At 61.2% G+C, this 21276-nt stretch carries 21 protein-coding genes; 10 read left to right on the top strand and 11 right to left on the bottom strand.

Features of this window, described 5'->3' with window-relative positions:
* Nucleotides 1-30: 30 nt before the first annotated feature.
* Nucleotides 31-732 carry a DsbA family oxidoreductase gene (locus KLP40_RS08795; RefSeq protein ID WP_215593405.1) on the top strand — a complete coding sequence of 234 codons (702 nt, stop codon included), beginning with the start codon at nt 31-33 and terminating at the stop codon, nt 730-732.
* 236 nt (nt 733-968) lie between these two features.
* A complete protein-coding gene (locus tag KLP40_RS08800) occupies nt 969-1571 on the top strand; it encodes a DUF4136 domain-containing protein (protein ID WP_215593406.1) in 603 nt (200 codons plus the stop codon).
* 136 nt (nt 1572-1707) lie between these two features.
* Here KLP40_RS08800 and KLP40_RS08805 read toward each other — a convergent pair whose 3' ends face one another.
* Both KLP40_RS08805 and KLP40_RS08810 read right to left on the bottom strand, forming a co-directional pair.
* Nucleotides 1708-2388: a GAF domain-containing protein gene (locus KLP40_RS08805; RefSeq protein WP_215593407.1), complete on the bottom strand. Its 681-nt coding sequence runs from the start codon at nt 2386-2388 to the stop codon at nt 1708-1710.
* A 388-nt stretch (nt 2389-2776) separates the two neighbouring features.
* Nucleotides 2777-2932, bottom strand: a complete 156-nt coding sequence (locus KLP40_RS08810) for a hypothetical protein (protein ID WP_215593408.1) — start codon at nt 2930-2932, stop codon at nt 2777-2779.
* Between the two features lie 209 nt (nt 2933-3141).
* Between KLP40_RS08810 and KLP40_RS08815 the strand changes: the two genes are divergently transcribed.
* The gene (locus KLP40_RS08815; RefSeq protein WP_215593409.1) at nt 3142-4404 is read left to right on the top strand and encodes an AAA family ATPase; all 1263 of its coding nucleotides are present in this window, start codon (nt 3142-3144) and stop codon (nt 4402-4404) included.
* 1 nt (nt 4405) lies between these two features.
* The gene (locus KLP40_RS08820) at nt 4406-5011 is read left to right on the top strand and encodes a DUF4276 family protein (protein ID WP_215593410.1); all 606 of its coding nucleotides are present in this window, start codon (nt 4406-4408) and stop codon (nt 5009-5011) included.
* Nucleotides 5012-5198: 187 nt separating this feature from the next.
* On the opposite strand, the gene KLP40_RS08825 is transcribed toward KLP40_RS08820, so the two are convergent.
* The 4 genes from KLP40_RS08825 to mfd form a co-directional block, all read right to left on the bottom strand.
* Complete coding sequence (locus KLP40_RS08825) at nt 5199-5768, bottom strand: hypothetical protein (RefSeq protein ID WP_215593411.1); 570 nt, start codon at nt 5766-5768, stop codon at nt 5199-5201.
* An 85-nt stretch (nt 5769-5853) separates the two neighbouring features.
* Nucleotides 5854-6171: an STAS-like domain-containing protein gene (locus KLP40_RS08830; RefSeq protein WP_215593412.1), complete on the bottom strand. Its 318-nt coding sequence runs from the start codon at nt 6169-6171 to the stop codon at nt 5854-5856.
* Nucleotides 6172-6224: 53 nt separating this feature from the next.
* Nucleotides 6225-7151, bottom strand: coding sequence for a hypothetical protein (locus tag KLP40_RS08835; RefSeq protein WP_215593413.1), 927 nt, complete (start codon nt 7149-7151; stop codon nt 6225-6227).
* Nucleotides 7152-7314: 163 nt separating this feature from the next.
* Entirely contained in the window at nt 7315-10884 is a 3570-nt protein-coding gene (gene mfd, locus KLP40_RS08840; RefSeq protein WP_215593414.1) for a transcription-repair coupling factor, read from the bottom strand.
* Between the two features lie 367 nt (nt 10885-11251).
* On the opposite strand from mfd, the gene KLP40_RS08845 reads away from it, so the two are divergent.
* The 3 genes from KLP40_RS08845 to KLP40_RS08855 all read left to right on the top strand — a co-directional run bounded on the left by KLP40_RS08845 (nt 11252) and on the right by KLP40_RS08855 (nt 14005).
* Nucleotides 11252-11464: a hypothetical protein gene (locus KLP40_RS08845; protein WP_215593415.1), complete on the top strand. Its 213-nt coding sequence runs from the start codon at nt 11252-11254 to the stop codon at nt 11462-11464.
* Nucleotides 11465-11527: 63 nt separating this feature from the next.
* Entirely contained in the window at nt 11528-12268 is a 741-nt protein-coding gene (locus KLP40_RS08850; RefSeq protein WP_215593416.1) for a metal-dependent hydrolase, read from the top strand.
* Nucleotides 12269-12997: 729 nt separating this feature from the next.
* Nucleotides 12998-14005: an NYN domain-containing protein gene (locus KLP40_RS08855; protein ID WP_215593417.1), complete on the top strand. Its 1008-nt coding sequence runs from the start codon at nt 12998-13000 to the stop codon at nt 14003-14005.
* A gap of 335 nt (nt 14006-14340) precedes the next feature.
* On the opposite strand, the gene KLP40_RS08860 is transcribed toward KLP40_RS08855, so the two are convergent.
* Nucleotides 14341-14808, bottom strand: a complete 468-nt coding sequence (locus KLP40_RS08860) for a PaaI family thioesterase (RefSeq protein WP_215593418.1) — start codon at nt 14806-14808, stop codon at nt 14341-14343.
* Between the two features lie 71 nt (nt 14809-14879).
* Here KLP40_RS08860 and KLP40_RS08865 point away from each other — a divergent pair, with 71 nt between their 5' ends.
* On the top strand, nt 14880-15182 hold the full coding sequence (locus KLP40_RS08865; protein ID WP_215593419.1) for a DUF962 domain-containing protein: 303 nt from the start codon (nt 14880-14882) through the stop codon (nt 15180-15182).
* Nucleotides 15183-15258: 76 nt separating this feature from the next.
* Here KLP40_RS08865 and KLP40_RS08870 read toward each other — a convergent pair whose 3' ends face one another.
* Nucleotides 15259-15708, bottom strand: a complete 450-nt coding sequence (locus KLP40_RS08870) for a GNAT family N-acetyltransferase (protein ID WP_215593420.1) — start codon at nt 15706-15708, stop codon at nt 15259-15261.
* Between the two features lie 140 nt (nt 15709-15848).
* On the opposite strand from KLP40_RS08870, the gene KLP40_RS08875 reads away from it, so the two are divergent.
* On the top strand, nt 15849-16337 hold the full coding sequence (locus tag KLP40_RS08875; RefSeq protein ID WP_215593421.1) for a YajQ family cyclic di-GMP-binding protein: 489 nt from the start codon (nt 15849-15851) through the stop codon (nt 16335-16337).
* 130 nt (nt 16338-16467) lie between these two features.
* Nucleotides 16468-17238 (top strand): TerC family protein, encoded by a 771-nt coding sequence (locus tag KLP40_RS08880; RefSeq protein ID WP_215593422.1) that lies wholly within the window; start codon nt 16468-16470, stop codon nt 17236-17238.
* A gap of 85 nt (nt 17239-17323) precedes the next feature.
* Here the strand turns inward: KLP40_RS08880 and KLP40_RS08885 are convergent, their stop codons facing one another.
* From KLP40_RS08885 to KLP40_RS08895, 3 genes are all read right to left on the bottom strand, one after another.
* On the bottom strand, nt 17324-17758 hold the full coding sequence (locus KLP40_RS08885) for a hypothetical protein (RefSeq protein WP_215593423.1): 435 nt from the start codon (nt 17756-17758) through the stop codon (nt 17324-17326).
* An 82-nt stretch (nt 17759-17840) separates the two neighbouring features.
* Nucleotides 17841-20525, bottom strand: coding sequence for a T9SS-dependent M36 family metallopeptidase (locus tag KLP40_RS08890; protein ID WP_215593424.1), 2685 nt, complete (start codon nt 20523-20525; stop codon nt 17841-17843).
* Between the two features lie 154 nt (nt 20526-20679).
* On the bottom strand, nt 20680-21222 hold the full coding sequence (locus KLP40_RS08895) for an RNA methyltransferase (RefSeq protein ID WP_215593425.1): 543 nt from the start codon (nt 21220-21222) through the stop codon (nt 20680-20682).
* Nucleotides 21223-21276: the final 54 nt, after the last annotated feature.

Raw genomic sequence — 21276 nt, forward strand, 5'->3', positions numbered from 1 at the left:
GGCCGAACCCCTGAAAAACGCCTTACTGCCATGAAAATAGAAATCTGGTCCGATATTCTGTGCCCTTTCTGCTACATCGGAAAGCGCCGCCTGGAAAGCGCTCTGGCCACCTTTGCCCACGCCGACGCCGTGCAGGTGCAGTGGCGCAGCTTCGAGCTGGACGCCCAGGCCGACCCCGACCCCACCGAAAATCAGTACGCCCGCCTGGCCCGCAAGTACGGGCAGAGCGAAGCCTGGGCCCGGCAGATGAGCGCCGACATGGCCCGCAACGCCGCCGGCGTGGGCCTGGCCTTCGATTTTGACAAGGTGGTGCCGGCCAACTCGCTCAATGCCCACCGCCTGGTGCACCTGGCCGCCGCGCACGGCCGCCAGGATGCCGCCAAGGAGCGCCTGTTTAAGGCCTACCTCGAAGAAGGCCTCAACATCAACGACCATGCCGTGCTCACCCGCCTCGGGGCCGAGCTGCAGCTGCCCGCCGCCGAGGTGGCGGAGCTGCTCACCTCCCGCCGCTTCGAGCAGCAGGTGCGCCAGGACGAGTACGAGGCCCAGCAGATTGGGGTGCGCGGGGTGCCGTACTTCGTGTTCGACGACAAGTACGCCGTTTCCGGGGCTCAGCCTACCGAGCTGTTTCAGGAGGTGCTTGAAAAAGTATGGGCCGAAACCCGGCCACGCCCGGTGGAAATGACGGCCGCCGACGGCGCCTCCTGCGGCCTCGACGGCGGGGCCTGCTAACGACCATCCGAAGCCTGTGGTAAAGGGCCGCTTCCGCCAGGAAGCGGCCCTTTCTGCGTGGTCGGAGGCGGCTTGCGGGTTCGGCCCGGCACCGGCTATTTGCCGTTGGGCGGCAGCCGCTGCGGGCGGGCCTGGGGTGTATAATTCGGCCGTATTAACGGGCGGGGGCTAACTCTGCGCCCGCCGTAAGGGTATACAAGGCAAACAACGCCTTCATTTCCTAACCTGACCTTCGTATGAAAACCCTTTTCAGTTCCTGCCTTTTTGCCCTCGTTGCCCTGCTGGCCGGGTGCTCCGCCCCGGTTGCCGTGCAGCAGAAACCCGGCACCGATTTCAGCCAGTACCGCACCTACGACTGGGCCAAAACCGACGTGAAGTCGGCCGACTCGGGCAACCCCATTTACCAGAGCACGCTCAACGACGCGCAGATTCAGCAGGCCATCAGCAGCGAGCTGGCCAAGCGCGGCATCCGGCAGGCGGCCGCCAGCGCCGAGCCCGATTTCTACCTCACCTACCACCTCTACATTGAGGAAGCCGAGCGCACCGTAGCCAATCCGCCCGCCCCGGGCTACGCCTTTCCCTACGCCATGAGCTACCGGGGCCGGTTTCTGCCCATCAACTACGGCTACTGGTACACCACGCCCTACTACAACACCGGCACCCGCACCGAAACCTACCAGGAAGGCACCATGATTCTGGACTTCGTGGATGCGCGCACCAACAACCTGGTGTGGCGCGGCTCCGTGGCCGATGCCGTGAACAACCCCGCCCGCATCGGCTCGGAGTTCAGCCGCGTGGCCAAGGATATTCTGGACGAGTTTCCGGTGGAGAAGCTGTAAAAACCGGTGCTGACTGGCTGATTTGGCTTCTTCCGCACGGGAAGAGGCACCACCCGGGGCGGTCCGGCGGGGGGCTTAGGCCGCCGGCCGGGCCGCCCCGGCGTTTGCGCCAACCGCCGGGGCGGCCCGACCGGAATTACCGGACGGGGCGGCTGGCGTGCAGGTACACCATGTCCAGGTGTTGCTCCAGAGCCTCCACCAGGGAGCTGCGTTCGGGCTGCTGGGTGGGGGCGGCTAGGGCGGTCAGCGCGTGGGTGGTGGCAGCCAGCTGGTCTTCAATTTCCTCCCAGCAGGGAATGGGGGCGCTGGACTGATCATCGCCGAGGCGGTGCAGGTCCAGCAGGTACATGGCCAGGCGGGCCAGGCGGCGCAGCAACTCCTGGTCGGTGGGCGCGAAGGGGCGGCTTTCCTGATCCAGAATGCACAGGGTGCCGATGGCAAAATCGTGCTCCGTGAGCAGGGGCGTGCCGGCGTAAAACACAAAGCTGGTCTGGGCCTGGGCCTGGGGACTGACCCAGGGGCAGGGGTGCAGTTGCAGGTTATGGAAAATGGTGGTGTCGTGGGTGTACACGGCCGCCGAGCAGATGCAGTCCAGGCGGGCCATACGTTCGGGCAGCACCAGGCCGGTACTGCCCGGGTACTGCACCTGGGTGGCTTCCACGATGGACATGATGGACATGGGCGCCCCGAATACGGCGGCCGTAAGCTCGATTACGGCCTGAAAAATCTGGTGCCGCAGGGGCAGGTGTGCGTAGAGCTGCACGGCTTCGAGCCGTTCAGTCTCGTTGGGTGGTACGGAGGCGGAGGGGTAAATCATGCTAGGAGGGAAGCCAGCCAGTTGAAATGGGAAGGCAGTAGTACGCTTCAGAACAATGTAGACTGAAAATACTACAACTGGTTGCGCATACCTTCAAAACTCTGCCAACGGGGCCGAATGCTGCGTCAGTGCCTGATTTACTGGCTGAGTGACACGCCCCAACACGTCAGCCGGCGCCGAGTATTTCCGGCGTGGGCGGCACGGCTGTAGCGGCGCGACCCTTCGCGTCTCGGCGTTGAACGGCCGGGGCCACGCCGTACCGCCCAAACGGCACGGACGACGAGACGCGAAGGGTCGCGTCTCCACACCGGGCAGGCCAAGGCCTGGAACGACAACGGCCGCCCCCATCGGGGGCGGCCGTTGCTGGTTGTGGTGCTACGCGGGGTGGCTACCTGGTGGGGGGCTTGGGGGAGCGGGCGGCCGTGTTGATGGTCTGGCGGGCCGACTGGTAGGCGGTGTAGAAGCGGGGCTCGGGGCGCTGGTAGCGCACCAGGTACTTATCGAGGCGGTGACAAGGGCCGCTGCCCCGGTGGCGGGCTGACAAGCCACGCTAACCGGGTGGCAGCCGCTGGTAACGGGGCCGCAATGCCCTCAGCCCGCCGCCGCAGAGGCTTCAGCAGCGGCGGGAGTGGTTGTGACGGGTGGGGGAGTGGTGCGGGTGGTACTACGTATGCAGCCAAGATGGACCGGGAACTGATATGTGTACTCAACCCGCATTATCCCCGTACTTTGTGGCAACTACCGCCTTACCCCATGCCCGACCTTCCCGCCGCCACCGGTTTCCCCCGCCTCACCTACCTGCGCATCAAAAACTACCGCGCCCTGCGCGACGTGGAGCTGCGCGACCTGACGCCGCTGACGGTGCTCATCGGTCCCAACGGCAGCGGCAAGTCCACGGTGCTCGACGCGCTGGCGTTTCTGGCCGAAGCGGTGAGCGGCAACCTACAGCAAGCCTGGAATGATAGGGACCGTTTCAAGGGGATACGGACGCGCGGGCAGGAGGGGCCGATTGAGTTTGAGGTTGGATTGTATAGTGAGTTAGGTACTATAAACTACTTTTTAATCATAGGTGGAGATGACAATAAGCTTTCTGTTTTGGAAGAAGGGTTCTATTTGCCTGATGGAAGAATTTATGGGCATGGGACGCTTTTTAGAGCTTTTCTGTCACAGAAAGGAAATGCTACTGGTCTGACTTCTGATTTAATCCCTTCAGATACTAATGAGGAGGGCAAGTCGCTGCCTTCTGATAATCGGTATGTGTATCTAAGTGGTATAGGTGTGTCGATGCTGGGCTATGCGTTTGCTTATAGTCTTAAGATTAGTCCATACGCTCATACGATAAAGAACCTCCTACAATCCTACCGCTACATCCACCTCACCGACGACCACCTGAAGGGCTACTCCGATGCGGGGCCGCGGGAGAAGCTGTCGGCCAACGGGGACAACCTGCCCAACGTGCTGTACTACCTGCACACCCGGCACCCGGAGGCGCTGGCCCGCATCAGCGAGCAGCTGCGGCGCTGGGTGCCGGGGCTGGCGGAGGTGGTGATGGAAAGTACCTCCGATGAGCGGCTGCTGCTGCGCTTCCGGGATGCGCCGTTTGAGAAGCCCCTGCCGGCCCAGTACATGTCGGATGGCACGATGCGGCTGGCGGCGCTGCTGACGCTGCTGTACGAGCCCAACGCCACCGGGCTGCTGGGCCTGGAGGAGCCGGAAAACGAGCTGCACCCGCGCCTGCTGCCGCGCCTGGCCGAGGAGCTTATTCAAGCCACCGAAACGCGGCAGCTATTGGTGGCTACGCACTCGCCGGCCTTGCTGAACAGCATGGAGCCGGAGCAGGTCTGGATTCTGCACCGGGGAGCCGACGGCTACACCCAGGCGTCGAGGGTGGCCGATATGCCCGATATCGTGGCCATGGTGGAAGAAGGCTCCCCGCTGGGCTACCTCTGGTCGCGAAACTTCTTTGAGGTAGGCGACCCGCTGGCTTCTCCTTCTGCTACGCCAACCCAGGAGTAAGATGCGGGTCGAATTTCTTTTGGAAGAAGAGTCGGCGGAAGCAGCGTTGAAAATCCTGGTGCCGAAGCTCCTGCCGGCGCAGTACGTTGCCCGCTTCCGGGTGTTTGAGGGCTGCGCCGATTTGCTGCATCAACTCCCGGACCTGCTGAGAGGCTACCGCCGTCGGATCAGTCAGCCCGGCCAGCAGGATCTGCGCATTGTGGTATTGCTGGACGCGGATGGTATTGCCGCCCGCCGACTGGCTGAAATGGAAGCTTCGGCGGCTACGGCGGGGCTATTGAGCTACGCCCAGGCACCCGCCGGGCAGGTGTTTTATGTGCTCAATGCCTTGGCGGTGCAGGAGCTGGAAGCCTGGTTTCTGGGCGACCGGCAGGCTATTCAGACGGCTTACCCGCGGGTACATGCACATCACTTCAGCGGATTGCCCGCTGACCCTGATACCATTCCCGATGCGTGGGAAACCCTGCTTCGGGTACTACAGAAAGCAGATGCCCGGGCTACCAAAGGCAAAGTAAAATGGGCGGAATCCATTGCGCCACATCTGGATATACCGGCCAATAAGTCGCCAAGCTTCCTGGCTTTCTGCCAGGGTCTGACCCAGCTGTAACGCCCGCTGCCGGAGTGGCAAGGCTCCCTGACCCGGTGGCACCGCCCAATGGCGGGCTGACAAGCCGTGCTAACCAAGCAGCATCCGCTGGTAACGGGGGCGCAACGCCCTCAGCCCGCCGCCGCAGAGGCTGGAGCAGCGGCGGGGCTGATTGTGGCGGGTGCGGGATTGGGGAGGATTATATCTATCAGTTTTGTTCTGATACCGGACGCCGCCAAGTGAGCAGGAACGGCAGGCACCCCAGTATTAATAGCCCCGAGCCTACAATACCTAACCGAGTAGCCAGCGGCCACGTCTCAAACGCCCACCGCAGAAATGCCAAGCCACTTTTGACGGCCTCACTTTCATAATAGTGCGTCCAGGAAGTGATTACAGCAAGTACAAACAGCGCAACGGGAAGCAATTTGCTTTCCCGCCTATGCCACACCACTAGTGCCGACAGCATGCACCCCGTCAGAATAGCCAAAAACCATGCATATAGAGGGTCTGTCATTAGTCCGGTTATATCTGCTGCCGTGAGAGCTTGACCCTGGGGCGAATCTTGTATTGCCTGCATTCCTCTCTTTTGGTACAGGGTTATTATCTCGGCATATGGAATTAGTGCCAGTTGCCGCGCACCAAGAATGAGCAGGGGTATTGACAGAAAATGCAGGAGCAATAAACGCCAGTTGATACGTGGTAGCTGGATCAGCATAAGAGAGCTGGCTAAGGATGCAACTTCCGCAAAAAAGCTAGAATAGTAAATTTCGGTATCCATACTTGTTGGACACTTCATTAACCATCATTCACCAAACAAAAAGGCCATCTGCGCTACAGATAGCCTTTTTGTTTGATTAGATAAGCTACTCGGCTTTGGAATGCTTGGCAGCATCGGCCAAGTAGTCTTTTAACACTTGCAATTGTGCCGGCTTATAGTTGGTCAGCCGGATGCGCTTCATCAATTCACGCCCTTGTTGCTCGTACAAAGCACCAAATGAGGAGTTTAAAAAGGAACTCGAAAATGCAGTCAAATTGAGCAAGGACAAAGTAACGGGAGCATTCTGTACTTCCAGTGCATGGCGTAGAGCCAGGAAGAGCTTCAGGCCGTCCGTATTGGTCAGCGTGTTATCGACGATGTCAAAAAGCTGCAATACCGGGCCGTTGGATATCGTGGTGTTCATGAGGCAGGTAGTTGGCAGTTGAGAAAATATTTTAGGCAGTATACGGAGTTTCGCTAAAAAAGCGAAGCCTCGCCGTCTAATACGTCTGGTTCCTCGGCGGGTAGCCGTTCGTGCAACAGCCGGATAGCAACCGTTGTTCCAGGGAAATTTTCACCAGCCAGATCCTTCGGATAAGCCTTGCCGGAGCTATCTACATGATACAGGGCATGAGAGGTTTGGATAGTGAGTGTTCCGCCAAGAGCCGCCAACCCCGTGCTCAGGGTATTAAGCCCGCGGCCCCGGTTGTGCGGACGCGACTTTGCGGAAAAATGTAGCTCCAAGGATTGTTTCAGCGCCTCAATTGGCGGCAGCGGATTCTGCTGCTGAGATTCAAGATACCGGTTGACTGAATTTGGAATACCCATGCCAAAATCGGCTACTGCGATGAACAGACGCTCAGTGGCGGGGTAGTATTGCACCATGCAGTAGGCAATGCGCTCCGCCGCCCCGGCAGCGAAGGCGTGGTCGAAGATATTATTGAAGATTTCGGCCAGATACGTAGGTAGTACCGACAAATCTTTACCCTGAAAGAAATGGGCTTTATAGTGTCGGTAGGCACTTTCCGCGTAGTCGGCCATACTTTCCGGCTCTACCTTCCAGAACACAAAGGAGGTAGAATCAGCGGGTAACGTAAAGCCATCGGGAGCAGTGCGGGTATTGGCATCCCACTGCCGCAGAAAACCAATATCCCGCAGATAAGCATAGACAACGGAATCAGACGCTTCAAACCGAATAGGAATACCTGCCAGCCAGTATTCTTCCAGTAGGCAAGCCAACGTTACTACATGATGGGGCTTGATGGTTTGCTCGTTTGCCAGATCTACCCGGAGCAGCGTGAGGCCGGGCTTGCTGGACCTCACTTTCACTAATCGGTTATCCAGTAGAAAAGAAGCAAAGGCAGCCGTAGTGGTGAATACCTGAAAATAGATAACGTGCTCCATGTAGTAAATGGGGTAGAGCACAAAGATAGCAGATGCCCTACCCACTGCCGCCTTGCCTGCCTTGCTGAGAAATCGAACTGTGACGGGGGAACAAAACATACGAAGCGGACACGGGCGGACATCTAATGTCCGCCCGTGTCCGCTTCATGTCCGTCAGAATGGACTACACTCCCACCGTTTCCTCACTCACCAGCTCGCTCAGAATGCGCTTGGCGGCCTGGACGCTTCTCACGTCTTCGAAGGAGATGATGAGCTGTTCTTTGCGCTCCTTCATGGAGGCCGAGCGCGGGTGGGTCTGCACGTAGCTGAGGATGTTGCCGAAGGTGGCGCCCTGGAAGTAGGGCTCGTTGTTGAGGGCCGGGATGAAGCCTTTGAGCAGGTTCTTCTTGAGCGTGAGCTTCTCGAACCCGGTCTGGCAGGCCAGCCAGCGCAGGCGCACAATGTCGGCGAGCTGCTCCACCTCCGCGGGCAGCGGCCCGAAGCGGTCCACGATGCCGGTGAGCAGCTTGCGCAGCTCCTCGGCGTTTTTGGCCCGGTCGAGCTTGCTGTAGAGCTGCAGGCGCTCCGACACGCTGCTCACGTAGCGGTCCGGAATGAGCACCTGCAAATCGGTTTCGATGTTGCATTCCTTGGGGCGGCCGGTGCCGGCAGCTTCCTGCAGGCGCTGGGTGGGGTCGCCGAGGAACAGGTCGCGGAACTCGGTTTCCTTGAGCTCCTGCACCGCCTCGTCGAGAATCTGGTGGTAGGTTTCGAAGCCCAGGTCGTTGATGAAACCCGACTGCTCGCCGCCCAGCAGGTTGCCCGCGCCCCGGATGTCCAGGTCGCGCATGGCCACGTTGAAGCCTGCGCCCAGGTCCGAGAATTCCTCCAGGGTGCTCAGGCGCTTGCGGGCGTCGGAGGGCAGGCCGGCCACCGGGGGCGTGAGCAGGTAGCAGTAGGCCTTTTTGTTGGAGCGGCCCACGCGGCCCCGCATCTGGTGCAGGTCACTGAGGCCGTGCATGTGGGCGCGGTTGATGAGGATAGTGTTGGCGTTGGCAATGTCGAGGCCCGACTCGATGAGGGTGGTGGCCACCAGCACGTCGTAGTCGCCGTCCACGAACTTCATCATGCGCTTTTCCAGCAGGTCGCCGTCCATCTGGCCGTGCACGTAGGTCACGCGGGCATCGGGCACGAGGCGCAGAATCATGCTGGCCTGCTCCTCGATGTCTTTCACGCGGTTGTGCACGAAAAACACCTGCCCGCCCCGCTTCAGCTCCCGCGAAATGGTGTCGCGGATCAGCAGCTCATCAAACACGTGCAGCTCCGTTTGCACCGGCTGGCGGTTGGGCGGGGGCGTGGCAATCACGCTCAGGTCGCGGGCCCCCATCAGCGAGAAGTGCAGGGTGCGCGGAATGGGCGTGGCCGACAGCGTGAGCGTGTCCACGTTCACCTTGATTTCCTTGAGCTTGTCCTTGGTTTTCACCCCGAACTTCTGCTCCTCGTCAATCACCAGCAGGCCCAGGTCCTTAAATCTGACATCCTTATTCGTGAGGCGGTGGGTGCCGATGAGGATGTCGGTTTTGCCGTCGGCCACCCGGCCCAGGGTTTCCTTGATCTGCTTGGTGGTTTTGAAGCGGTTCACGTACTCCACCGTCACGGGCAGGTTGCCAAGCCGCTCGCGGAAGGTTTTGTAGTGCTGCATGGCCAGGATGGTGGTGGGCACCAGCACGGCCACCTGCTTGCCATCGGCCACGGCCTTGAAGGCGGCCCGGATGGCCACTTCCGTCTTGCCGAAGCCCACGTCGCCGCACACGAGGCGGTCCATGGGGTGGGGCACCTCCATGTCGCGCTTCACGTCCTCGGTGGCCTTGGCCTGGTCGGGCGTGTCCTCGTAGATAAAGCTCGATTCCAGCTCAGCCTGCATAAACGAGTCGTGGGCGAAGGCGTGGCCGGGCGCGGTTTTGCGCTTGGCGTACAGCCGGATCAGCTCGGCCGCAATGTCCTTCACCTTTTTCTTAACCGACTTCTTCTTGTTTTCCCACTCCGGTGAGCCCAGCTTGCTCATGGTGGGCGGCGTGCCCTCGGCCCCGCTGTACTTGGCAATCTTGTGCAAAGCGTGGATGCTCACCGTCAGCACGTCGTCGTCGCGGTACACCAGCCGGATGGCCTCCTGCAGCCGGTCGTTGATTTCCACCTGGGTGAGGCCGGCGAAGCGGGCAATGCCGTAGTCCTGGTGCACCACGTAGTCGCCGGGCACCAGAGTGCGCAGCTCCTTCAGGGTGAGGGCCTTTTTCTTGCTGAACTTCCGGGTTTCCTGGGCCCTATAGAACCGCTCGAACAGCTGGTGGTCGGTGTACACTGCCAGGCGCAGCGTCTCGTCAATGAACCCCTCGCGCAGCCCCAGCAGCAGGTGCTGAAACTGCACGTTGTTATCCAGCTCATCGAAGATGGTTCGCAAGCGGTCGGCCTGGCGCACCTGCTCGGCCGCTATGATGTTGGTATAGCCCTTGGCCTGGTTGTCGTGCAGGTTCTTCACGATGCGGTTGAAGTCCTTGCCGAAGCTGGGCTGGGGCTTGGCGCTGAACTGCAGCTCTTCCGCGCCGGTCTTGAAGTGAAACCGTTTGCCGAACTCCACCACCGCAAATCCTTCCAGCAGCTTGCGCAGCGTCTTGGCCGACTCAAACAAATCGGCCGGCTTGCTCACCACCTGGGTGCCGCCCGCCACCGCCAGCAGCTCCTGGAAGCCCGCCTCGGCCTTGTCGAAGTACTCGTCCACCACGTCCAGGGTCTGGCGCACGTCCTTGGCCCACACGGCGGTGTTCCGGGGGATGAACTCCAGAAACGCCTCCCGCGTCTCCTGCAGCAGCTTGGTCTGCACGTTCGGGATGATGCTCACCTGGCTGCGCTTCTCCACCGACAGCTGGCTCTCGGGGTCAAACGTTCGGATGGTTTCCACCTCGTCCCCGAACAGCTCGATGCGGTAGGGCAGCTCGTTGGCGTACGAGAAGATGTCCACGATGCCGCCGCGCACGGCAAACTGGCCGGCCTCGTACACAAAGTCGCTCCGCTCGAAGTCGTATTCCGCCAGCATGTCGCTCACGAAGTTCACGTCCAGCTTGTCGCCCACCTTCACCAGAAAGGTGTTGGCCACGAGGCTCTTTTTGTTGATTACCTTCTCGAACAACGCCTCCGGATAGGTCACGATGAGGGCTCCGGCGGTTTCCTTGGCGGTGGGTTTGCGGGTTGCCTCACCCCCTAGCCCCCTCTCCGGTAGAGAGGGGGGACTAGCTTTTAGATTTTTAGCGCTAGTAGCTAGTTCCCCCTCTCTACCGGAGAGGGGGCTAGGGGGTGAGGCACTCGTTCCCCGGTGGTTACTCAACCTATTCAGCACCTCAGCCCGCATCAGCACGTTGGCGTTTTCCGTCTCGTCGAAGCTGTAGGGGCGCTTATAGGAGGTCGGGAACAGGAGCGGCTCCTCATCAGGCACTAGGTGCTGCAGGTCGGCCAGGAAGTAGGCAGCCTCGTCCCGGTCGTGGAGGATGAACAGGTGGTGCTGGTCGGGGTACTCCTGGTGCAGGGCGGCGGCCAGCACGGCATCCTGGGAGCCTACGAGGCCACGCAGGTGCAGGCGCACGGGCGCTTCGGGCGTGGCCGCGGGCCGCAGCGAGTGACGGGTGGCCGGGTTCAGGCGCGCGCCCAGCGTCATGCCGGTGGGGTCGAGGGCGTAGAGCTTCAGTAAATCAGAAACCTTCAAAACGAGTATCGGCTAGGAGAGGAGGCAAAGGTAGAAGCCCGGCCGAAGTCAACTCCGGTCGGGCGTAACAGAATCACAGATGGTGCAGCTGAAGCCGCAGATAGCGCAGATTCGTTCTGCCGAACGAGGAAAAGGATAAAGTTAGGCAGTAGAATGAGCAGTTGGCAGGACCAAGTAGCCTCACAAGCTATCTGCCGTCATCTGCATCCAGAACGAATCGGCGGCATCCGCGGCTTCATCCGCATCATCTGTGCTTCAATACCACCGCTCCGGCCCGAAAGTTTCCGCGCTATTGTGGGGTATCGGTTGTACCTTCCCTATCCCCACCCGCGCTAGTCTTTGTTTTTCCCGGCCTTTCGCCTACCTCATGACTACCCCCGCGACCAACCAACCCGCCGACGAGTGGGAGGCTATCCTCACCCACCTGCGCCAGATCCGGGCCCAGGTCCAGCAGAACGGCCCCCTGCCCGAGCAGGAGCGGGCCGAAGTGGAAGACGCCTTCCGCCAGGGCCTGGCTCACCTCGAAAACGAAGTACAGGGTATCCGCACCACCCTGAAAGGCAGTTCCGGCACCTGGTAGCGGGGCCCGGGGCGCGGCGGGCGTGGTATCTTTGCCCCGTTATCTTTCGACTCCTGATTCTCCGTGCGCGGTTCTTCCCACCTGGCCATTGGCCTCATTACCGGCGTGGCCGTGGCCGCCCTGGTGCCCGGTATTCCGTTTTCGCCCGCGGGCATTGCCCTGGCGGGTTTTTCCTCCCTGGCTCCCGACCTCGACCACCCCGGTTCCCGCCTCAGCAAGCGGCTCGGGTTTGCCCAGGGCTACGTGCGCTGGGCGTTTGTGGTAGCGGCTGCGGCCCTGGCCGCCTACACGCACTTTGTGCTGCCCCCGGGACCCGACCGGCGCATGGGCTTCACGGCGGCGTTGGCGTTTGGCCTGATCGGGGCGGCCATGCAGGGCGAATCGACGCGGAAGCTGGCCCTGCTGTTCACGGGGCTGAGTACGGTGGTGGCGGGGCTCTATCTGGGGTTTGTGTGGCTGAGCATGCTGGGCTGCTTCGTGTGCGTGGCCCCCTTCACCAGCCACCGCTCCTGGACCCACACGCTCTGGGCGGCCGGCCTCTGGACCTACATCGGCCACCTGGCCAACCAGAGCCTGGGCTGGCACGGCGTGGCCCTGTTTGCCGGCGGCGGCTACGTGTCGCACCTGCTGGCCGATACGCTCACGAAAGCGGGTGTGAAGTGGCTGATGCCCGTGCTGGATACCTCTTTTAAGATTCCGCTCATCCGCACCGGTTCACCCGGCGGCAATCGGCTGGAAGTCCTGATTTGCGCGGGTTACGGCCTGCTGGTGCTGGGCCTGGTCATGGGGCGCCTGGAGTTCTGAGCACTGCTACCGGCCCCCACCGGCAGACGCGGCTGCGGATTCCGAAAAAGGACCGAAAGTGACCGGCCGCCCGTTTGCCGGAGTAAAAAAAATGACAATTACGGCAGTCCGGAAGCAGTCGGCCCGACGATATGGCGTCTCTTTAGCCCGTAAACCCCCCCGGTTAGTCTGCTAAATGGGCGGATCGGCCGAATTTTCCGTCCTGGTACATTATTGGAGCCTATCTTCAACATACCAATTGAGCGGAACTCCGATAAAAAGTCCCGGCCGAAGTTGGATTTAAAACCGAAGACGGCTCTGTGACCTGGCCCAGCCCCGGGCCGGCAGATGGCAGCCTCCGGTTAGACGAATCTAATCTGATTTGTACTTCTTAAATTGGTTTAAAAGATAGATATGATTTAATATTGTGAAGTGATCAGGCCGCAGCCCTCAGGCAGGCCATCCGGATAGCAGGCTGTGGATGAGCTATAAGGCGCGTGCTACGGTACGGCCCGTTGGCAATCATCGGTGGCGGGCTCGTATTTCGTCTGGCCTGGATTTTTTCCGGCCGAAGTGGCATATCATCCGCAAACGGTGTCCGCCGGCGGCTGTGGATTATAGCAATATCAAAACTCCGACAACTCGTATCTTTGCTTTGGCTGGTGTTTTCTGCCAGTCTGTACATCTCGCTTACCCGCCCCCTCCCTAATCACACACACACCTTTTTTTTGCGCTCAAAATCAATTTCGTATGAACCAGATGAATAGCCCGCTGATCCGGATCGGCGTTTTCTACGACGGCAATTATTTCCTGAAAATTAGTGATTACTACTACTTTCAGCACGACCGTAAAGCCCGTATCAGCCTCGAAGGGCTGCACGAGTTTATCCGCCACCAGGTAGCCGAGGAAGAGGACGTGGACGTCCGCCTCAGCCAGATCATCAACGCCCACTTCTTCCGCGGCCGCCTCTCCGCTACCGAGGCCCGCGACAAGGACCGCTTGTTCCATGACCGTCTGCTCGACGACATCCTCATGAACATGGGCATCAGCACCCACTACATGCCCCTGAAAACCCGCGACGGCCGTCTGCAGGAAAAGGGCATCGACGTGTGGCTGTCGCTGGAGGCCCTGGAACTGGCCATCCACAAGAGCCTCGACGTGGTGGTGCTCATCGCCGGCGACTCCGACTACGCGCCCCTGATCAAGAAGCTCAACACCGTGGGTACCCGCGTGATGCTACTGAACTGGGACTTCAAATACACCGATTTCAAGGGCGAAAACCGCGTAACGCGCGCTTCGCAGCAGCTGCTCGACCAGGCCACTTACCCGGTGCAGATGCACGAAATCATCGACCAGGGCCTGACCGACGGCGACGAGCTGGTAGACGCGCTGTTCGTGAACACCCCCGAGCCCGTTGCCTATCCCAGCACCAAGCCCGTACGTCCCACCGGCCCCACGGCCGCTGGTCCGGTAGGCACGGTGGGCATCAGCACCATCAAGAACCTGAAAAACGGATTCGGTTTTGTGGTGATGCCGCCCAACAACCTGTTCTTCAGCTACGCCGACATGGCGGAAGGCGACTTCAACGAGCTGCAGGAAGGCGACTGGGTGGAGTTCACCGTTGGCCGCAACCACCGCGACGAGGACTGCGCCCGCAACGTGCGCAAGGTGGAAGCCCCTGAAATGGGCGACGACGAAGACGACTACGGCGACGAGGAGCAGGAGCACGAATCGGCCAGCTCCCCCGAGCGTCTGTAAGCCTTACCCGCCATCAGGCACCCAAGCCGCCGGATTACCCGCAGTACAGCTGCCGGTAGTCCGGCGGCTTTCTTGTGCGCGGTGGTTGCAGGAGTTATCGGTTGGTAGTTGTCAGTTGTTGGTTGTCAGGAAAAGAGAACGTTATTCCGAGCGCAGCCGAGGAATCTCGCGTGCCATGGTAATCCTGTCGTCAGGGGTAGTTGACACAACGTCAGCCCGCGGGATTCCTCGACTTTGGCTCCGCACACTGGCTTGATGCGCCACATGCTCGGAATGATGTTCTCTATTCCTGCCAACCGATAACTGACAACTACCAACTACCAACCAACAACCACTCACACCGTCGGGAACAGCAGGTCGTGGAAGTCGCGCTTGGTGGCCGGGTAGCGGTTGAAGGTGCCCAGGCCCCGGGCCACTACCAGGTTGTCGCGGGTGGGGCAGGTGATGAGGGCGCTGCTCACGATGAGGGTTTTGCCGCTGTGCTCTACCGTGCCGTGGGCCACCAGGTGGTCGTGGAGGCGCACGGGGTGGAGGTAATTGATTTTGAACTCGACGGTGGAAACCAGCTCCCCCGCCGTGAAGGCCAGCGAGAGGGCGGCCGCACCCAGGGCCGCGTCCATGAGGCCGGCCAGCACGCCACCGTGGCAGGTGCCGGGGGAGGAGAGGTGCTCGTCGCGGATGGTCATGGTGTAGCGCACGTCGCCGGGCTGGGTCAGAAGCAGCTCCATGCCGTTGGTGCGGCCATAGGCGTTAATCTGGTTGTAGATGGCGAGCAGGGTGGCAACATCGGGCAAGGATTCCATGGGAGCGGGGAGGAAAGAGCAAGGATGGGAAAAGTTACCTACTTTTCCCGGTACCACCACGCGCTGCTGCCATGCTCACGCCCCTCACCTTCGCCAAATTCTATCCCCGCTACCTGCGCGAACACCGCCGCCGCGGTACGCGCCTGCTGCACTTCATCGGGACCACTTTGTTTCTGCTGCTGGCGGCCGGGGCGCTGGGGCGCCGTCAGCCCGCCCTGTTACTGGCCGGCATAGTGGCTGCCTACGGGTGCGCCTGGGTTGGCCACTTCTTCGTGGAGCGCAACCGCCCGGCCACCTTCCAGCACCCCTGGCTTTCCCTGCGCGGCGACTTCCGCCTCTACTGGGACCTGCTCCGCGGCCGCGAAAAATTCTAACACGAGGGCTGTTGGCTGATAGCTTTTAGCTGCTGGCTTTTAGCTATCAGCCAACAGCTAAAAGCTAAACGTCAAGCTACAGGTCCCGGCGCATGAGGAAGTGGGGCAGGGTGCCAAACAGGGTGTGGGAAGGCGCCACGACGGTGTAGCCCAGATGTTCGTAGAAGGGCACGGCGGTGGCGCGGGCGTGGAGTACCAGCTCGGTGAGCTGCTGGGCGCGGGCAGCCTGCTCCAGATAGCGCAGCAGCTGCCGGCCCGCGCCGCGCCCCTGCCAGGCCGGATGCACCGCCATGAACCGGATCTGCCCCTGGCCGGCCCCGCTGGGACTCAGGCGGCCTACGCCGGCCGCGTAGCCCTCGGGGGACAGCAGCAGGGCGTGCGTGGTAGTGGCCTGCGCATCGTCGGGGGCGCGCTCAGAGCCGAGGGGCTGCTGCCAGGGCTGGCGCAGCACTTCGTAGCGGAGGCGGTAATAAGCGGCCCACTCGGCAGGCGTACGGGGCGGGGCAACGGCGGGCAGGGCGGTCATGCGCGGATCAGCAACTGGCGGCGGAATCAGGAACGGACTATTTATCGGGCGGGGCGCGGTCCATTTCGGAGCCGTCTTATCTTTGATGGACTGTTCTGCGTTAAGGCAGTGTTTCTTTCCGTTTTCCCTTCATTTTCCTCATGGCTTCATTTGATATCGTCAGCAAAGTAGATCCGCAAACGCTCGAAAACGCGGTGAATACGGCCAAAAAAGAACTGCAAACCCGGTACGACCTGCGCGACACCAAGGGCGGCATCGAACTCGACAAGAAAAATAACACCATTACCCTCACCTCGGAAAATTCCATGCGCGTGAAGGCCCTGGAAGATATCGTGCTCACGCGCATCGTGAAGCAGGGCATCGACGGCACCGCCCTCGATTTTACGGCCGAGGAACAGGCCAACGGCGCCCTGATTAAAAAAGTAGTAAAGGTGCGCGCCGGCATCGACAAGGACGCGGGCCGCAAGATCATCAAGGCCATCAAGGACGCCAAGGTAAAAGTTGAAGCCCAGATGCAGGACGATCAGGTGCGGGTGTCGGCCAAGAAAATCGACGAGCTCCAGGCCGCCATTGCCGTGCTGCGTCGCGCCGACGTCGGCCAGCCCCTGCAATTCGTGAACATGAAGTAGACCTTTCATGCGGTGAGGCCGACGGAATGTGGATAGCGTGCTCGGACAAGAACCGAAGCGTATCCCTCCGCACTACACCCTCACGCTGCCTATTCAACCCCCATTCCGCCACATTGCCCCCATTTCTCACATGCACTTCGACTTCTCGGTTTTTTCGAACCCACAAACCTGGGTGAGCCTGATTACGCTCACCTTCATGGAGATTGTGCTGGGGATTGACAACATCATCTTCATTTCCATCATCGTCAACCGGCTGCCGCGGGAGCAGCAGGCGCGGGGGCGCAGCATCGGACTGCTGCTGGCCCTGCTTTGCCGCATCGGGCTGCTGCTGAGCATCAGCTGGATTGTGGGCCTGCGCACAGCCTTGTTTACCGTGGAGCTGCCCTGGATGGCGGAGCCCTTCGGCGTCACGGGCCGGGACCTGATTCTGCTGGCCGGGGGCCTGTTTCTGATCGGCAAGAGCACCACTGAAATCCATACCAAGCTGCAGGGCGAGGAGGAAACGGCCGATGGCAGCAAGCCCGGCGCCTCCTTCGGAAGCATCATATTTCAGATCATTCTCATCGACATCGTGTTCAGCTTCGACTCCATCCTGACGGCCGTAGGTTTGGTAGACAACGTGCTGATCATGATCCTGGCCGTGGTCATATCCATGGGCGTGATGCTGGCTTTCTCGGGTGTAGTGGCCGATTTTGTGAACCGCAACCCCACCATCAAAATGCTGGCCCTCTCCTTCCTGATCATGATTGGGGTGATGCTGGTGATGGAAGCCTTCCACAAGGAAATCGAGAAAGGCTACCTCTATTTCGCCATGTTCTTCTCCCTGATTGTGGAAGTACTCAACATGCGCCTGCGCAAGAAAACCGAGCCCGTCCAGCTGCGCGACTCCCAGTACGACTAACGTTCCGCAAACTGCTTTTTGCGTAATCAAAACGGCCCGCAGCTTCTGCTGCGGGCCGTTCTTGTGCTTGGCATTGGTGAAGGCTCTACGCAGCCGCGGAAGTCAGCAGTTCCCCCACGGTGGAAGCCTGATCCTGCACGCGGCGGGTGGCCAGCTCCAGCAGGCGGCGGTTCAGCTCGGGCCGGTGCTGGCGGTAGAAGGCCAGCTCCCCCGTGGTAAAGGCTCCCACCACCAGCCCGATGACGGTGTAGCGCAGCTTGGTGTTGCGGGCCAGCAGCCCGGCCAGCAGGCGCTCCTGGTCGGCGGGGGCTACGCGGGTCAGGGGCATGTGGTGGTCGGCCACGAAATCGGCTACTACGGCCAGCAGCACCGGGTTCTGAAGCTTGAGCACGGGCCGCAGCACAGTGTGCAGGAAGTCGGCCACCGTAGTCGGGCCGGTAGCGGGCAGGGGGGAAGAGGCCGCCGTAACGACCGGGCGCAGGGCCCGCAGGTCGTCGTCGGGGCGAAAGAAATCAGCCATGGGGCCAAGGTACGCAAAGAAAAACCCGCCCGGCACGGGGCCGGGCGGGTTTTTAATAAGCTGCCGGAAGGCAGGCGAAGGGCTAGTGCTGCACGACTACCTTTTTGGTAATGGTGCCTTCCGAGGTCGTCAGGCGTACTACGTACACCCCCCCGGCCAGGGCCGAAGTGTTGACAACCACGCCTTCCTGCTGCAAACGAGCAGCGGCAATGGTCTGCACGCTCACGCGCTGGCCCAGCAAGGAAACCAGCTCTACCTGCACCGGCGCGCTGCTGCTCACCTGGGTGCGCACCGTAATCTGGTTGGTGGCCGGGTTGGGGTACACTTCCATCATTTTCTCGCTGAGCTGCTTGCTGCTGCTCAGTACGGCCGGCACGTCGAAGGCCGCAGTCTGGTCGGTGAGGCTGTTGCTGCTGCCCTGGCTGGCGCTGAAGCCCATGCCGCGGCGGGCAAATACGCGCCAGATGAGGGCGGCGTGGGCACCTTTGTAGTTAATGGAGTCGGCCTTCAGAATGGCGTTGCGGCCATCAATGAAGCCGGGGGAACAGGGCTGGAGCTTGAGGCCGTCCATCACGAGTTGCAGGGCCACGTTGTTGCCGCCGGTGCTGGCGCGCAGGTCCGGGTTGTAGCCCTCGGCTTCAATCAGGGCCCAGTTCATATCCCACAGAGCCGTGCACCACGCGTAACCAATGGCGTGAACGGGGACTGTGCCAGTGCTGCCCACTACATAATTACCGGTGCCCAGCACGGCGTACGTGGTGGGGTTGATTCTCAGGTCGGTGCTGTAGCGGGTGGGGCGAATTCCGCCGCCATCTGTATTTTCAAAGGAGGCGTAGGTACCGATGCCGCGGCCGGTGGTGCCCACGTCACCGGGCTTGGTGGTCATCCAGAGAGCGAAGAAGTCGCTCCAGCCTTCCCCCATCTGCTCCTGGCTGTTGAGGCAGGAGGTGGCGGGGCCACCAGTAAGACGCGTAGAAATACCGTGGCCGTACTCGTGGGCGATGATGCCGTTGTCGAAGTCGCTGTCGCGGTAGAGTATCTTTCCAGTTACCGAGATAGTAACCGTCTGGCCAGCCGCGAGAGCCGCCTTTATCCGGTCGCCGTCTGTCTTGAGAATGGAAATGGTAGGAATGCGCAGGCCGGCCGTATCCGCAGTTCCGCCCAGGCCGATGGGGTTGGAGGCGACTACGTTGTCTACGATAACGGCCATTTTAGCTCCGGCGGCCTGAGCCATTTGGGCTTTGAGTGCAAAATTGCAGCTGCCTCGATCTATCAGGGCAATGTTGCCATTGACGGCCGCGGCGTTGGTGTAAGCCGTTCCGCAGCCATGCGTAGGATCAGCGGTGCCGTCATTTACCAGTACCAGGTTGCCAGTTATCGGTCCTACCTGAGCAATGCTGCGGCCAAATGAGGCCGTACCCGTGAGAAGCGGACCTGCTAGGTTAGCCGGCGCAGTAATACTGGCCGGTTCAAGCTGATCCCACAGGAACATCTGCATGCGCGGGCGGGTCCCGTCGGGGGGAGTAGAGAAGTTGGCGTTGTTAAGGGTCGGAACGGCCAAACCGGCTCCGTCCTGGGCTTCCGCCTGCACGTAGTCGCCGCCGCGGCCCTGGCCGGTATAGTTGGTCGTCTGGAAGTTGCCACTCACCTCGTCGAAGCCCTTGCGCACCATGATGTCGTGCGTCAGGTTGTTCCAGTAGAACAGGTTCACAACGGCCGCATCCAGATTGCTCAACGCGGGCGCCGCCATAGTAGCATCGAAGGGAAAGTTGAACTCCAGGCTGGCGCCTCCGTCGGGGCTTACGTTGGTACCGGCGGTGTAGGCGTTGGCGCCGTTGCGGTCATCGTAGGCATGGACGTTGTTGCCCCGGGTGATGGTATATTCCGCACCGGCTTTGCCGTCCGTATCGTGCCAGCCGAAGGGCGAGGCGAAGGCGTCGGCGGGGTTTACCACCACCTCGCGGGCGCCATGCGAGGGGCTTTCCACGGTGAGGGGCCACACGTTGTAGCTGTTGGGAGCCGCCGGGCGGTTAGCCGGGCCGGGAGCGGGAGCCGGGGTGGCGGCCGCCGCCGAGGCGCCGGTCAGGGGCCGGGTCAGGTTCAGCAGGCTGAAGCTGTCGGAAATCGTGTAGTCAGTCTTGTCGAGCAGGGCGCCGGTCGAGGCATCCACGCGGGCATTCCAGTAGTGCTCGGCGTTGGTGGGGGCCAGCGTTACGTCCCACACCAGGCGCAGGGCCCCATCGGGCATGGGCAGGTACATCAGCTTCACCGGAATGTTCTCCAGCGAAATGCCCCCGTTGTTGAACTCCATGCCCTCGGCGCCGGAACCGGCTTTTTCGAGCTGGAGCGCGCGCGGGGCGGGCATGTTCAGGGCCCGGGCTGCGGCAGCCACCGCCTGCTCCGGCGAGAGGCCGGGGGCGGCGGGGCGGGCCTGGGCTTTCACGTTGGAGCGGAAGCTGCTGTGCAGGCTGGCCACTTTGCCCGACTGGCCGAAGTGTACGTCGGCCACGGCCCCGTATACTTCAATGCCCTGAACCCGCTGGCGCAGGTACACGTGGGTAATGCCGTTGTGGCGGTCGGTGTACTGGCTGGTGACGGCCGCATCGGCCAGGTCATCGGCCGCGAGGCCCAGGCTGGCCTGCCGGCTTTTGAGGGCGCTCAGCGCCTGGGTGGCCGGAGCATTCTGGGCTGCGGCCAGACCCGGAACGGCCAGCAGGGCCGCCAGAGCCAATGCGCGCGCCGCCGAAGGAGTAGAGGTTAATTTCATCAAAAAGTGGACTAGGATGGTAGACAAGTGCAATTCGGCAGGAAGCCGCCTGGAGAGAATCCAGTTTCAAATCTACGTAACTATGGCCGTACTTTTTGCTACTCTTGCCGGGTTATTGCCAGGATTTTGCCAGTTTTTTAATTTTTACGGAGGCTTATTGATTTTCTGCGGCAGCTATCCGGCTGATGAATTCCCAGAGCACCACCCCGGCCGCCACGCTCACGTTGAGGCTGTGCTTGGTGCCGAACTGCGGGATTTCCACGGCCGCGTCGCAGAGGGCCAGCACTTCGTCATCGACCCCAAATACTTCGTTGCCCATGATGAGGGCGTAGGGCCGGCCGGGCTCCACCTCGAAGGCCGGCAGGGGCACACTGCCGGTGGTTTGCTCCACGGCCACCAGCACGTAGCCGGCGGCCTTCAGCTGCCTGAGCGCCTCCACGGTGGTGGCGGCGTATTCCCAGGCCACCGATTCGGTGGAGCCCAGGGCCGTTTTGGTGATTTCGCGCTGGGGCGGGCGGCCCGTAATGCCGCAGAGCCAGATTTTTTCCACCGCAAAAGCATCACAGGTCCGGAAGGCCGCGCCCACATTGTGGAGGCTGCGCACGTTGTCGAGCACTAGGGTGAGGGGGAATTTTCGCGTATTTTTGAAGTCTGCCACCGTCAGCCGGTTCAGCTCTTCCATGGAGAGTTTGCGCATGCCCGCAAAGGTAGGAACGCCCGGCCGGGTGGCGGCTGTTAGGGCTGGACGGTT

The sequence above is a fragment of the Hymenobacter piscis genome, assembly GCF_018760735.1.
Classification (GTDB): domain Bacteria; phylum Bacteroidota; class Bacteroidia; order Cytophagales; family Hymenobacteraceae; genus Hymenobacter; species Hymenobacter piscis.